The sequence below is a fragment of the Nocardioides mesophilus genome (assembly GCF_014395785.1).
In the GTDB taxonomy this organism is placed as follows: Bacteria; Actinomycetota; Actinomycetes; order Propionibacteriales; family Nocardioidaceae; genus Nocardioides_B; species Nocardioides_B mesophilus.
This window is the reverse complement of record NZ_CP060713.1, coordinates 3,040,950-3,054,240: the sequence shown is the minus strand read 5'-3', so window position 1 is coordinate 3,054,240 and position 13,291 is coordinate 3,040,950. Positions and strand designations below refer to the sequence as shown.

8 protein-coding genes are annotated in these 13,291 nt (G+C 67.5%); 2 read left to right on the top strand and 6 right to left on the bottom strand.

What is annotated here, in order from left to right:
* Window positions 1–86: 86 nt before the first annotated feature.
* Window positions 87–767 (top strand): hemerythrin domain-containing protein, encoded by a 681-nt coding sequence (locus H9L09_RS14800; protein WP_187577640.1) that lies wholly within the window; start codon window positions 87–89, stop codon window positions 765–767.
* A gap of 75 nt (window positions 768–842) precedes the next feature.
* Here H9L09_RS14800 and H9L09_RS14795 read toward each other — a convergent pair whose 3' ends face one another.
* The 4 genes from H9L09_RS14795 to H9L09_RS14780 form a co-directional block, all read right to left on the bottom strand.
* Complete coding sequence (locus H9L09_RS14795) at window positions 843–1,583, bottom strand: MBL fold metallo-hydrolase (RefSeq protein WP_187577639.1); 741 nt, start codon at window positions 1,581–1,583, stop codon at window positions 843–845.
* 223 nt (window positions 1,584–1,806) lie between these two features.
* A complete protein-coding gene (locus H9L09_RS14790; RefSeq protein ID WP_187577638.1) occupies window positions 1,807–2,832 on the bottom strand; it encodes a TerC/Alx family metal homeostasis membrane protein in 1,026 nt (341 codons plus the stop codon).
* A gap of 166 nt (window positions 2,833–2,998) precedes the next feature.
* Entirely contained in the window at window positions 2,999–3,682 is a 684-nt protein-coding gene (locus tag H9L09_RS14785) for a GTP pyrophosphokinase (RefSeq protein WP_246456040.1), read from the bottom strand.
* Window positions 3,683–3,863: 181 nt separating this feature from the next.
* Window positions 3,864–4,862 (bottom strand): baeRF3 domain-containing protein, encoded by a 999-nt coding sequence (locus tag H9L09_RS14780; RefSeq protein WP_187577636.1) that lies wholly within the window; start codon window positions 4,860–4,862, stop codon window positions 3,864–3,866.
* A gap of 717 nt (window positions 4,863–5,579) precedes the next feature.
* On the opposite strand from H9L09_RS14780, the gene H9L09_RS14775 reads away from it, so the two are divergent.
* Complete coding sequence (locus tag H9L09_RS14775) at window positions 5,580–6,749, top strand: tyrosine-type recombinase/integrase (RefSeq protein ID WP_187577635.1); 1,170 nt, start codon at window positions 5,580–5,582, stop codon at window positions 6,747–6,749.
* A 164-nt stretch (window positions 6,750–6,913) separates the two neighbouring features.
* Here H9L09_RS14775 and H9L09_RS14770 read toward each other — a convergent pair whose 3' ends face one another.
* Both H9L09_RS14770 and H9L09_RS14765 read right to left on the bottom strand, forming a co-directional pair.
* Complete coding sequence (locus tag H9L09_RS14770) at window positions 6,914–7,921, bottom strand: PD-(D/E)XK nuclease family protein (RefSeq protein ID WP_187577634.1); 1,008 nt, start codon at window positions 7,919–7,921, stop codon at window positions 6,914–6,916.
* A 41-nt stretch (window positions 7,922–7,962) separates the two neighbouring features.
* A complete protein-coding gene (locus H9L09_RS14765; protein ID WP_187577632.1) occupies window positions 7,963–13,287 on the bottom strand; it encodes a DEAD/DEAH box helicase in 5,325 nt (1,774 codons plus the stop codon).
* Window positions 13,288–13,291: the final 4 nt, after the last annotated feature.

The following is a 13,291-nucleotide window of genomic DNA, read 5'->3' as shown; positions in this document are numbered from 1 at the left end:
CCGACCTTCCAAGTCGCTTCCAAGGATCGCCCAAGAGCGGGGGCCCAGCCTGGTGACACCGAGATACCCGACCCGAAGGAGCACCGATGAGCACCACCAGCGCCCCCCTGCACGGCCCCGGCCTCACCGACGTGCGCGGCATGATCATGGCCCACGACGCGTTCCGCTGGAGCCTGCTGCCGGCGCCGGCCCTGGTCCAGAACGTCGCGACCGGCGACGTACGCCGCGCAGCGGTCGTGGCCGGCCACGTCGAGACGATCCTGGCGGTCCTGGAGGGCCACCACACCAGCGAGGACGAGCTGCTGTGGCCCCGGCTCCTGGAGCGGGTGCCGGAGGAGCTGGCGCCGGTGGTGCACCTCATGGAGAGCCAGCACGAGCAGATCCACGACCATCTCGAGCTGACGCTGGCGCTGCTCCCCCGCTGGCGCGCCGGCGCCGCGGCCGCCGACCGCGACCGGCTCGGCACCGCGGTGGGCGCCCTCGTCGAGGCCCTCACCGAGCACATGGCCGCCGAGGAGCGGCACCTGCTGCCGCTGGCGGCCCGCTCGGTCAGCGAGGCGGAGTGGGCCGAGCTCGGCGAGCGCGGGATGCGCAAGATCCCGTTTCGCTTCCTGCCCACGGCCTTCGGGATCATGCGCCACGTCGGTGACCCCGACGTCGTCGCGGCCGACCTCGCCAAGGCCCCGCTGCCGATCCGCGCCTGGCTGCGGCTCACCGCCGACCGCGCGTTCCGCCGATACGCCGCGGAGGTGGGCATCGCGGCCTGAGCCCGCAGCCCGGCTCCCCCTCCGCGAGGGCGAGTGCCCTGAGTTGAGTCCCCGATGGTGGTGCAGCGCGGTGCGTCAACCGTGCGCGAGCGCGAGCTCGACGGCCCGGGCAGGCGTGCCACGGAAGGTGGGGCCGTGGCCGGGGACGACGACCTCAGCGGCGAGCGGCCGGAGGCGCTCGAGTGACCGGCGCGCGAGGCCGGTGTCGGTGTTGAAGTACGCCGGCAGCAGCTGCGGGCCGGCGTCGCGACCCACGGCGTGCTCGGTCATCAAAGCGTCGCCGGCCAGCAGGACGCCGCGGTCGGGCAGGTGCAGGGAGCAATGTCCGGAGGTGTGACCGGGCGTGTGGATGGCAACCGGGCGGCCCGGGACATCGAGCGTCGCCTCTTCGAAGTCGCGCAGCTCATGCACGCGCTCGACGCGGATGACGCCCAGCCGCATAGCGTCGAACACCCACCGCAGGACGGCCGGTCGCCAGGACTGTCCGAGCAAGGTCCATTCGCTGACCTGTTCGACCCGAGCACCGGAGGCGTTCGGCACCTCCGACTCGTGAGCGAGCACGGGGACGCCGTAGGCGCTGCGCAGGTGCTCGGCGCTCCCGAGGTGGTCGGGGTGCCCGTGGGTCAGCACCACCACGTCGACGTCCGACGCGCGCCTACCGATCAGCTCCAGGCTCCTGAACAGCCGCTCCCGATCCCCCGGGAAACCCGTGTCGATAAGCGTGACGGCGTCTCCCTCGGTCACGAGGGCCCAGGACACGTGCTTTGCCCGGGCGTGGTGGACACCGGGCCCAACCTCGGTCACCTCGACGTCCATCCCTCCAGCATGCTCCATCTCGCACCGGTCGGCATGAACGGAAGCATCAGACACCGAGCCAGAAGAACCTGGGAATACCGATTCGACCGAGGTCCCGACTCACTGACGAAACGCCGCTCGATCCGCAGCGAGTCTGGCTTCGACAAGAAGAAGGCCGCGACCCATCGATGACGGGGCAGCGTGGGCCGGCCGGGGGACCCGCGCCCGGGGTCACCTGCAGCGTCTACCCCTCGGCGCGATGATCATGGCCGGTGTCCGCCTGTTTGGGGTCATGTGCGCGCATAGAGCCGGCATGCGCCTTGGCGGTGGGGTCGCGTCGGGTCTTGATCAGGCTCGCGACCGTGACCACTGCGAGTACGGCGACGATTACGGTGAGGCTGAGCGGAGTGGGGATCTCCGGGACTCGTGGGTCGATGTCCACGTGGGCCCAGTGCAGGATCAGCTTGACGCCGATGAAGGCCAGGATCAGCGCGAGTCCGGTCGATAGATACACGAGGCGATCGAGCAGCCCGCTGACCAGGAAGAACAACGCACGCAGACCCAGGAGCGCGAAGGCGTTGGCGGTGAAGACGATGTAGGCCTCCTCGGTGACTCCGAACACCGCCGGGATCGAGTCGAGCGCGAAGAGCAGGTCGATGCTGCCGATGGCGAGCAGCACGAGGAACAGCGGAGTGAAAACCCGCCTGCCATCGACACGCGTGGTGAGCCTGCCGCCGACGTACCCACCGGTGATCGGCAGGAATCGGCGCGCCGCTTTGACGACGACGTTGTCCTCGACGTCGGGGTCTTGGTCGCGGTGCCGGAACAGCTGCACCGCGGTGTAGATCAGCAGCAGGCCGAACAACAGGAACATGAACGAGAACAGCGCCAGCAAGGTAGCGCCGAGGGCGATGAAGATCGCGCGCATGATCAGGGCAAGCACGATGCCGAAGGTCAGAACCTTGTGCTGGTGCTCCTCTGGTACGGCGAAGGTGGTCATGATGATGACGAAGACGAACAGGTTGTCGACCGAGAGGCTCTTCTCGATGAGGTAGCCGGCGAAGTACTCAGTGCCGAACTCGCCACCGAACTGCACGGTGAACCAGACGCCGAAGCCGATCGCGACGAGAACGTAAAACACCGACCAGGCCGTGGCCTCCCCAAAGCCGACCCGGTGCGGCCGCGCGGCGGCGAGTACCAGGTCGACCGCGAGCAGGGCGACGATCAGCCCGACGGTGACCGCCCAGGCGAGCAGGCTGATGTCGAGCACTGGCCCTCCCTTCAGCGTGCCGGTCCGGCGTCGCGCTCCGGTCTGGTCCGCCGGGGCGGTGGCTGAGGCTGACGTCTCCGCCCGGCTTCTGTTCCCCGATCCAGTATGGCCTCATCGCGCAGCCGCGGCCGACTACCCATCAGGCCATTGACTTCGAAGCGTTGCTTCAGCCGTGCAGCTCCCGATGCAGGCGCTCCATACGTGAGTCCAGCTCGGAGGCGGTGTCGGCGGCTTCCTTGAGTTCCTGCAGGAGCGCGTCCGGGACCTCGCCGTCGTACTTGTAGTAGATCTTGTGCTCCAGACTGGCCCAGAAGTCCATCGCGATGCTGCGCAACTGGATCTCGACAGGCACCCTCACCGCGCCGGAGGAGAGGAACACCGGCACCTCGACGATGGCGTGCAGGCTCTTGTAGCCGTTGGCTTTCGGCTCGGCGATGTAGTCGGACACCCTGCGGGTCGTGACGTCGTCCTGGGCGGTGAGCAGCTCGAAAATGCGGTATGCGTCTGCGTTGAAGCTGCACGTGACCCGCACTCCCGCAATGTCGGTGACGTTGGCCCGCACACTGTCCAGGCTGCGCTCTAACCCCCGACGTTCCACCTTGCTCAGGATGCTCTCCGGGGACTTGACCCGACTGGTGACATGCTCGATGGGGTTGTAGTCGTGCATGTGCAGGAACTCGTCGCGCAGGATCGCGATCTTGGTCTCGATCTCGCGCAAGCCGAACTCGTACTCCAGCAGGAACAGCCGCAGTTGCGCGCCGAGGCCGCTCAGCCAATCGGGTGAGATGCCTCCGGCCGCTGCGTCGACCGAGGGGTCCATCACGCCACCACCATCCTCGGTCGTCTCCACGATCTGCCTCTTGTCATGGACAGTCCGGTACCGGGCCACACCCTCATCTCGACGCTAGCGGGGAGACCAAGAGACCCGTCGTGCCCCGAGCTACCCGCCGTTGATCAACAGGGCGCGGAGCGCCTGCGCGCAGGCGCTCCGCGCCCTCATCAACGATCTTCGTGGCCTCCAGGCCACAGGGCTATCGCCGAGACAGCGTGACGGCGATGCGCTCGCCGCCGGGCAGGGAACCGGGTTCGACCAGCGCCACCCACCCACGTCGCAGCAGCACCTGCTCGATGACCTCGTCCACGGCGTCGTCGATCACCTCCGGGTGCTCGACGTCTGAGGCCGGTTGGAGATAGTCACCGTCCTCGGTCAGCCGGGCCGGGAAGAAGTAGGTGTGGTCGACCGCTAGCATCTCGACCGGCTCCCACCGCGCGGCGAGCCAGGCCGCGTCGATCCCCAGCGCTGCACGACCCTGGCCGAGGCGGGTCTCGAGCAGCTGTAGAGCCTCATCCTGGCGTGAGCGCAGGTAGCGCTCGACCACGGGCCTCGCCAGTTCGGCGATCCGGTCGAGCGAGGCGTGCAGGTGGTGACCGGGGACCACGCCGGCAAGTCGCCCCAGGTTGCGAGAGACCGCGAGGAAGGCCGAGGCGGTCGGCTCGGCGGCCACGATGACGAGCGGTCCAGTGGTCACCCGGATGTAGGTGCCCAACGCCTCGTCCACCCTCCGCAGGAAGCGGTCGGTCTGGCCAGGCCCGCCCTGCCCATTGGCGAGAGGGAACTTCGAGCCGTGCGCAGGGACCATCCGCCTGCCCTGGCCGATGAACAGGCGCGCCTGCTCCGCCGACAGCATCAGCACGAGGTGCCGTGGCGTCCGGTGCATGGCTCGGACCAGGTCGCGGGTCGCGAAGGTCGGGTCGACGACGACCCGCTCGACGACCTGCACCGGCAGGGTCATCAGGTCGCTGTGGGCATTACTGGCGAACGGCGCGATGCTGCGCTCGGCTTCGACCTGGGCGGCGCGTTCGACGAGCGTCGATAGCGCTGCGGTGATCTCCGCGCTCGTCACGCCCTCGGCCCGCAACCGTTTCTCCGCCTGCTCGCACAGCCGCCGGAGCCACGCCTGCGTCGTCGTCCCGACGGGCTCGCCTGGTGCGGTGTTGGCAAGGATCGAGACACTCGGATAGCTGCGCATGCTCTGCAGCACTAGGACGGCTCCGACCGTCGGGGGACGGTCCCGCGCCGGTGCTCCTCCGCCCCGTCGGTGTCCGGCTCGGGCGAACGGTGGGTGTACTGAACGTCCATGAAAGCACCTCTCGTCGGCCAGGCGCAGGGCCTGGTGGCGAGGTCTTCCTCGGTCGAAACCGGGCGCACCGGGGGTCATGGGACCGCCGTGCTGACGATGCACCGCCTGGGAGGTACTCCCCTCGTGCCGGTCACGTTAGCAACCGCGTTCAAGCAGGAGGCGGTTCTGTTATCTCCACCCCGAGCTGGCCCTGGGTGAGGAGCCGGACTTGCCCACCGCCTCCCGAAGTCGAGCGGCCACGCGTGCGCACGGATGCCAGCGACACGTTCGGCACGTTCCGTCGACGTGCGGCGTGGATGAACCATGGCGCAGGCAGGTCGCCATGGTGGTTGCGCACACGCGAAAGACCCGCGCAGTCAGACTGCGCGGGCCTCTCGTGATTTGTAGCGGGGGCAGGATTTGAACCTGCGACCTCTGGGTTATGAGTGCCGTATCCCACTCACACACTGCCTCACACTGTCCTCGACTGCCACCTCCTGTGAGCGTAAAGTCGCAGGTCAGGCTCATATTGAGTTTCCGCTGACCTTCGTCGACGTCCGCTGACATTCGGGGCAACGTTTGCGGACACTGTGCGGACATCGACATTTCCAGCCTCCAGGAGGCGTGATGGCGTGGATCAAGACCCGGGTGACCGACGACGGCGACACCCGGTTCGTCGCCTGCTACCGCGACCCCGAAGGACGGCAACGATCCGCCGGCACCTACTCCTCCCGGCGTGCCGCCGAACGCGCCGCCCACCGCGAAGAAGCCAAAGTCAGGGAAGGCGCCTGGCACGACCACTCCCGCGGCCAGGTCACCTTCGCCGAGTACGTCGAGACCGTCTGGCTGCCCTCCAAGCACGTCGAGACCTCCACCCTGGCCGCCTACCGGTCCTACCTCGACAAGCACTTCATCCCCGCCTTCGGGAAGCGGCCGATGGGAAAGATCCTGCCCTCCGAGATCCAACGCTGGGTCACCACCGCCACCGGCACCCCTACCGAGAATGGGCACGGCCTCTCGGCCGCCAGCGTGCGGAAGTACCACACCATGCTGCACTCGATCTTCGAACGCGCCCAGCGCGACCGTGTGGTCACCTTCAACCCGTGCGCGCATACCGAGCTCCCGAAGGTCATCAAGAAGAAGGCCCGGACACTGACGCCCGAGGAGTACGTCGCCATCCTTGCCTCGCTTCCTGCGCAGCATCGGCTGATGGTGGAGACCGCCATCAACACCGGACTCCGGTGGGGCGAGCTCATCGCCCTCAAGCCCCGCCACCTCGACCTCATCAAGCGCACGCTGACCGTCGAAGAGACACTCGTCGAGGTCTCGATCAAGAACTCCCCCACCGGCGCCCGGATGATCACCAAGCCCTACCCCAAGGACAACGAGCCCCGCACCCTGGGCCTCCCAACCGACCTCGTCGCCCAGCTCGCCGACGCGATCGCCACCCGGCGCCTCGGTCCAGATGATCTGCTGTTCGCCACCCGAGACGGCACCCCGATCTCGCGGAACAGCTTCCGCACCCGCATGTGGCTGCCCGCAATCAAGGCCTCCGGAGTCGACTTCGCCGTCCGCGTCCATGACCTCCGCCACGCCCACGCCTCCTGGCTGCTCGCCGGCGGATCCGACCTCAAATCCGTCATGGACCGCATGGGCCACGCCCAGATCACCACCACGCAGAAATACCTGCATGCCCTGCCTGACGCCGACCAGAAGAACCTCGACGCCCTCAACCGCATCCGCGCCCGAGAGCCCCACCCCGACGACGGCACGTCGAACGCGGATCAAGCGGACTGACAGGCGAGACCGCAGCCGCGCCAACTCCCCGTCAAAGGCATTGCGACCCGACGGCGTCGGCCGGGGCGATTCTCCTGTTCTCCGCCCACAGCGGCACACCCAGCTCCCGCAACCTTTCGCACGCGCGGCTTGTGACCGGCAGTGAAAGGCGTCAGCGCGCCTTCTCACCCCGGCGTTCGGAGGGCGGAGTTCCAGCGCATCTTGACAGTGTGGTGTCCGGCCGGGACGACGTCCAAGACGACCACCTCATCCTCCCTGGCCGGGACGCTCACGCCCGCCGTGATCACGACGCGGAGGGCCTCGGCGCCTCCGACGTCAACTTTGAAGGAACTAGCCTCAGGTTCGTCGATCACCGTCCCACGCACGTCGCGGTCGGATCGTGCGTTCGACGTCCAGTACGGCCAACACACGCTCCGAAATGGACAGAATCGACAGGCCGTCTCGTCCGGTTGCGCCGGAACCTCGCCGCTAGCGATGGCGTGGTTGAAGTTGCTAGCGCCCCGTTGTGCCTCGTGCAGCGCGTGTGTGACCGCGACGCTTTCGATCGAGAAGGAGGTCTCCTTGCCGGAGACATCCTCGATCACCCCGACGGCTGGCAGCTGGCCGCAGGCCACGTCTACCAGGTGTGCGTACAAGAGCAGCTGGCGCCGCTGAGCGTCTTGGATGCCCGCTTGATGGACCCCCGACTTAAGGTCAACGACGCGTAAGTGGCCGTTTCGGACATCGACCCGGTCGGGCGTGCCGAAGACCCCTGCCGTGGGGTCCTCGAGCCTGCGCTCGATCCATGGGAACCCGGGGCCGCCAGCCGGGGCTTGGGCAGCCGTGGTCATCTCAGGTTCAGGCTCTGCGGAGAGCTTGCGCAGGATCCGGACCCGGGTGGCTACTAGGCCATCCCATTGCGCAACCGGCGGGATCCTCCGCCCGGGCCAGGCCGTGGCCAGTTTCTGGACTTGCTGGGCCAGCAGCTGCTCCCATTCCTGTTCGAGCCAGGCCCGTCGGGCCATCCCGGCAGGAGGTTGGCCCGTTGCAGCCGACTCGGTGAGGCCGTGAGCGACGACGCCGAGTGCGGTGCGAGGGCTTGGCCTGTTCAGGGCGCGGGTGGCCGGGTCGCGCTGGAAGGCGAGCTTTCGCCCGCAGGTCTCCCATGCGTTCAGGGCACTCGGCGAGATCATGCTGACGGGTTCAGCGGTCGGCGACGGCCAAGCAAGCTCGGTCACACGAGCCGCCGGATCACGCCGATCGGCCGCCGGAGCGCCTCGAACACATCGCTCTGGGCCACGGCCGAGGATGTGCCGTCCAACTCGTCGATGGCGACGATCTGTTCCTCAACGGCACGATCCTCCGAGCGCCACCAAAGCGGGTGTCCGACCAGGACGGATCGGCCGTTCGTGGTGTTGTGCAGGTAGGGAACCCCGTCGGTGGTGGCGCCCGCCTGAAGATGCATCAGCCCGGTTGCGGCGATGGCCGCCGCGGCCCGCTGCCCCAGTTCCAGCCATCTGGCCAGGAGCAGTCCTTCGCCGGCAAGCAGATCGAGCATGTCCAGGGCCAGCCGCCAATCGAGAAGCCCGTGCAGCCGGCTGTTGTCGTATGACCTCAGACAGTCGAGACACGAGGAGCTGCAGTCCGCGTGGGCCTTCTCGGCCCATAGGTCTCGCAGCGACAGCCGGGTTTCGGTAAGTAGGTGCTCGAAGTTGGCGGCTGTCCCGATTTCGGCGGTATAGCCGGCGCCGTTGTCCAGGGCGTCGGCCAGGAACACCTGCATCGATCCGTCGCTTTGTGGGTGCAGGCCAAAAACGAGCTCCTGCGGGTCGATGTCGAGTTGGCGCTTAGCGCCGCGGCGAAGGACCTCGGCGAGCGACCGGTAGGCGGCCAGGCCGGCGGGCACCCGCGTCGGTGAGTGCGGCACTAGCCCGCCGGGTGCGTGCGCGCTCTCCAGGCCGATGGTCAATACGTCCGTGGTCCGCAGTTCCCCGATCGCGATCTGCTTGGAGCCGACGACGTTCTTGGGTGGCCAAGTCTTGAGGTCGGCGAACAGGTCCGGGTCGACAGCCAGCCATGAGCCGAAGTCCTGACCGATCTCGAACAGGCGCCCGTTGTTGTCGTTGACCTGAACTAGGCGCGCCTGCGTGTATGTACCAAGTCGAGCCCCGCGGACCGTGACGTCAGTATCTGGGTCACCGTCCACCGAGACCGTTGGAGAGCCAGCGTTGGCGGACTCGTCCTCGTCACCGTCGTAGTCGACCTCCTGGTAAGTGGTCCGGAATCCGCGCGGCTGATGCATCGGGACGATCCGCAGACCCGACGAGCAGATGCTGCAGACTGGCTCGACAGCATCTACGAAGCAGGCTCCGCACTCGTCGCAGAGGCCGATCGACACCTCCGGGCCCAGCGGGTCGACCGGCTTCATTCCTTTGAAGTCAGGGTGCCAAGCGGCGAAGCCGGCCACTGTGTGGACTGCTCCGTCGCGGACGATCTTGGCGCCGGGCGCGAACATCGATACCGCCTGGCTAAGCGGGCGGTCTGACACCGTGACGCGGTCGAGATCCTCCAACTTGGACGGGCGCTTCTTGACGAGCTGGCGCACCCGGGTCGGGAAGCCGAACATCGGCAACACCCCATATGTCGCCAACAACTCGCTGAGCTCATCCGTGAGCCCAGAATCGCGATCGATTGCGGAGTCGATCTCAACGACAAGCCCGCCATCGCTGACCCAGTCAGTGATCGCCGTAATCGCGCTGTCCTCGAGTCCCGTGAACGCGCAGAACCGGTCGACCACCGAACGGAACGTCGGGGAAGCCAGCTCCTTCGCTACCTCCTCCCTATGCTTCGACCAGTCCGCGGTCTTGCCGAAGACGCCGTGAATGCTGTCGGCCGTCCATTCCGGCGGCTCACTGATTGCCCGGAAGGCAACACGCAGCGCCTCTGCCGCCACCACGCGTCGCACGATGCGTACCCTCTTCAAGTCGAGGAACGGCTGCGGCGGGTCGTCACCGGTCATCCGTCGCGGCGAACGGAAGTAGTCGTCGTCGTGCGACCGGTCCCGACACACCGTCACGGCGTAGGAGAAGATCTGACCGGACCGCCCAGCGCGTCCGACTCGCTGCTGGTAGTTGAAGCGCTGCGGCGGCATGTTCGCCATCACCGTTGATCGAAGCGACCCGATGTCGACCCCGACCTCCATCGTCGTCGTGACGCTCAGGACGTCGAGCGGCACTGTCAGCGGGTTCTCCGCCGGCGCCGGCAGCAGCACCTCCTTGAACACGCGCGCGCGACGACGCTGCTCGCTCAACGGCTTGGTCTGACCGGTGAGCTCCGCCGCCGCGAGGCGGCGCGGCTTCTGGCGCGCCAGCCAGCCGTAGTAGTCACCCTCGCCGCCAGCGTCGGGGTCGACCTCGATGAGAGCCTTTCGATTGCATCCGACGTTGGCGCAGACCCCGCCCGAGCGATGGCCGTGCAGGAAGCCGCAGAAGCTGCATTGCCAGCGTCGGCCGTCTAGCGGGACCAGGCTCAACGGGGAGGACATGGACGCCAGGTTCAGCAGCCAGTCCGTGGCGACCCCGGAGGTCTTCAGCAGGTGCTTCACATCCTCTGCGAGGTCGGCGTACTCCTTGCCGTGTGCATCGGCGACAGCCTTCAGATAGCCGGACACCTTTCTCGGGATACCGGTCGACGGCGATGCGTCGGCCCCCGACCAACGCTGGCCGATGCCGAGGATGCGGATGACGGCAGCGAGGACCTCGGCACGCACGACCGGGTCATTGACGATCCCCGTGGACGCCGGCGGTGCCGCGAAGTACGCGATCCCGACGGACTCCAAGTCCCGACCGGCGCGACCGAACAGCCCACTGGCCAGTGCCTGCACCAGCTTCTCCGCCTGCATCGCGGCCTGGGTCTCTCGCGGCCCGTTGAGAGGCAGGGGCAGCCACATGTCCGGCTCCGGCGGCGTGAATGCCTTCCACCAGGGGCTGTCGTCCTGGTTTCTCGCAGCCGATGGCCCGGTTCCTCCCGGCGGGATCCCGAGGCGTACCAGCCGGTCACAGACCTCGTGACGCAGCTCTGGCCAGCCGATCCGAACCTCCTCCTTCTCGGCGAAGGCTGTCTCGATGGCGGCCGTCTCGGCCTGGTCCAAGGTCACGTAAGCCTGCTTCTTGAGAAGCTCGATGACCTCAGGGTTGGCGGCCTTGAACGTGGCGAAGGTTGCCTGTTCGGCTGGGGTCAAGGATTCCAGAGCCACACCGCGGTCGATGATGCCCCGCAGCGACGGCCGCTCGGCGGTCAGCACCTGCTGAGTCAGCTGACGGATGACGTCGCGGTAGTGGTTCAGACCGATCCCGGCTGCCGTCCGTGCGGCGTCGTCACGGCTGTCAGTGAAGACGATCGTCCGCGACTCCGCGGCGGTCTCCCCCAGACTCCGCACGAGCTGGGAAAGATAGAGTTGGGTGGACTGGGCGGCACCCGCCGTGTGCGCCCGGACAGGGCTGCGTACGGTCCCGGAGAAGAACTTCTCCCCTGGGTTGTAACCCGAGGAGTCGCACCGTGGGCAGCGATCCGGGACTGCCGGGATCCGCTGGCGTTCACCGAGGTCTGCCTCGACCGTCATGATCCAGCCGTCCAGCGATTCGCCGGCCGTCGTGATCAGGCCGGTGACGTGGTCCAGGCTGGCGGGCGCGAACGCGAACCGCGCTTCCTTCTTGCTGCCGGGGACCTTCTTGGACCAGGACGGGTCCGACTGCACTGGTCTTTCACCGGGCCAGAACCAGACGAAGTCGTCGTGGGTCCGCCGGAAGATCGGCGCCACGTCCGAGGCGACTTCACCGAGGTTGGCCGAAGCGATCACGACGCCCTCGGGCTCGTTGTTCTCGACCGCCGTCCGGTCCACAACGTGACCGCCCATGCTCACGTCTCCGCAGGAGAAGCAATACAGCAGCTCAAGCACCCTGGACCCGCAGTCACCACAGCTCAGGGTCGGGATCCCGTAGACCTTGCCGACGCGACGGCCCTCGCGCTTCTCCGCGGGGACGCCGGCGCATTCGGGGTTGCAGCAGACCCACATCCCTCGCATGGTGCGGACGAACTGGTGGGCCCGGAGCGGGATCGTCGCGCTGAGGTTGGAAGCGTCCGCGAGTGAGTTGAGCGCCGCTGACAGACCTTGCAGACCTTCATCGGGGGCGCCGAAAAGGCGCTCGGCAATCACCGAGGACTCGGTGGCCCGAGCGCGCCCGGAGTCGGGGTCGACACAGGCTGCCGCGATCTGCTGGGAGATCACACCGGCGGATGGCCCGCCGCCGGACATCAGGGCATCCCTATCGAGCCCGGAAAGAGCTGGCAGAGCGCGCGGCGTCCCAGCGGTGAGGTGGAACGCCGAACTCTCCACCCCGAAGAACTGCTCCAAGTAGTCCAGTCCGCCACTCTCGTCGGAGAGTGAGGCGCTGGTCGCGATGCACCGCAGCTGCGACGACTCTGGCGAGATGCCGAGCCTGCTGAGCAGGTTGCGCACGACCATCGCGACCTCGCTGCCTTGGGTCCCTCGGTAGAGGTGCAGCTCATCAACGATCAGCGTGAACACGTTGTCCGGTGACGCCGCCAGCCAGGTTCGAGTCTGCTCAAAGAGGGGGTCCTCGAAGGCACGCATCAACATCGCGTTGAGCATCGAGTAGTTGGTGACCAGTACGTCGGGAGGCGTCTCCACCATGTCCCAGCGGATCAGCATCTCGTGAGCGCGCGGGTCGGGAAACTGGGCCAGGTCGCCCTCGGAGACGTTCGCCTCGACCAGCCGAGCGAACTCCGATGTCTGGTCCTCCAGGTTCGACACCAGCCCGGCGAAGGCTGGGCCGCGACCATCAGCTGGGCGTCTGGATGTCCCCAAGGTCACGCCGGTGTATCGGCCGAACCAGAGCGGTTGATCAGGCAGAGCGGCGCCGATGCGCCGAGCAGCCCGACGGAGCCGGGTCATCTGGTCTTCGACGAGGGCGTTGGTCGGGTACAGGACCATCGCCCGGACTGCGGGCATCCGGGTCTCGGCCTTGCGAATCGGCCGCCATCGGCGCGGGTGCGGCTTGTCAAGCCACCACAGGTCGGGCTTGGGCTGCGCGGGCCAGGTCCTGGCTTCCTCGACCAGCCGGAGCAGCATCGGCAACAGGAAGCTCTCGGTCTTGCCGGAGCCTGTGCCGGAAGTGACCACGACGTTCCGTCCGGGTTCACCTCCTCCCCGGAAGTGGCTCGTCACCGCCTCGGCCTGGTGTGACCTCAGCTTCACCGGTTCGCCCGGAGCAGTGAAGTCACCAAAGAGCGCCCGGCCGACGATCTCGGCCGTCTCGGCAGAGACGCCCGCGGCAGCGGCGATACCAAGCAGGTCGACCGTTGCGTCGTACGGCAGCACCGGCTCGAGGAGGCACTCGCTGCGCAGGTTCCCGTCAGACCGCAACAGGGCACGCCGCTCGCCAGCAAGATCAGCGTTGCGCAGCCAGTACTGGGTGTCGATGTAGCGGAGGTAGGCAGCGGAGAGGTCATCTCGCAGCGTCAGCGGTGTCGTCTGCATGTGC

Bases quoted from the DNA above. Each gene is read 5' to 3' on its own strand.
- H9L09_RS14765 (WP_187577632.1), bottom strand. From the start codon at position 13,287: ATGCAGACGACACCGCTGACGCTGCGAGATGACCTCTCCGCTGCCTAC.
- H9L09_RS14775 (WP_187577635.1), top strand. From the start codon at position 5,580: ATGGCGTGGATCAAGACCCGGGTGACCGACGACGGCGACACCCGGTTC.
- H9L09_RS14800 (WP_187577640.1), top strand. From the start codon at position 87: ATGAGCACCACCAGCGCCCCCCTGCACGGCCCCGGCCTCACCGACGTG.
- H9L09_RS14780 (WP_187577636.1), bottom strand. From the start codon at position 4,862: ATGCGCAGCTATCCGAGTGTCTCGATCCTTGCCAACACCGCACCAGGC.
- H9L09_RS14795 (WP_187577639.1), bottom strand. From the start codon at position 1,583: ATGGACGTCGAGGTGACCGAGGTTGGGCCCGGTGTCCACCACGCCCGG.
- H9L09_RS14770 (WP_187577634.1), bottom strand. From the start codon at position 7,921: ATGATCTCGCCGAGTGCCCTGAACGCATGGGAGACCTGCGGGCGAAAG.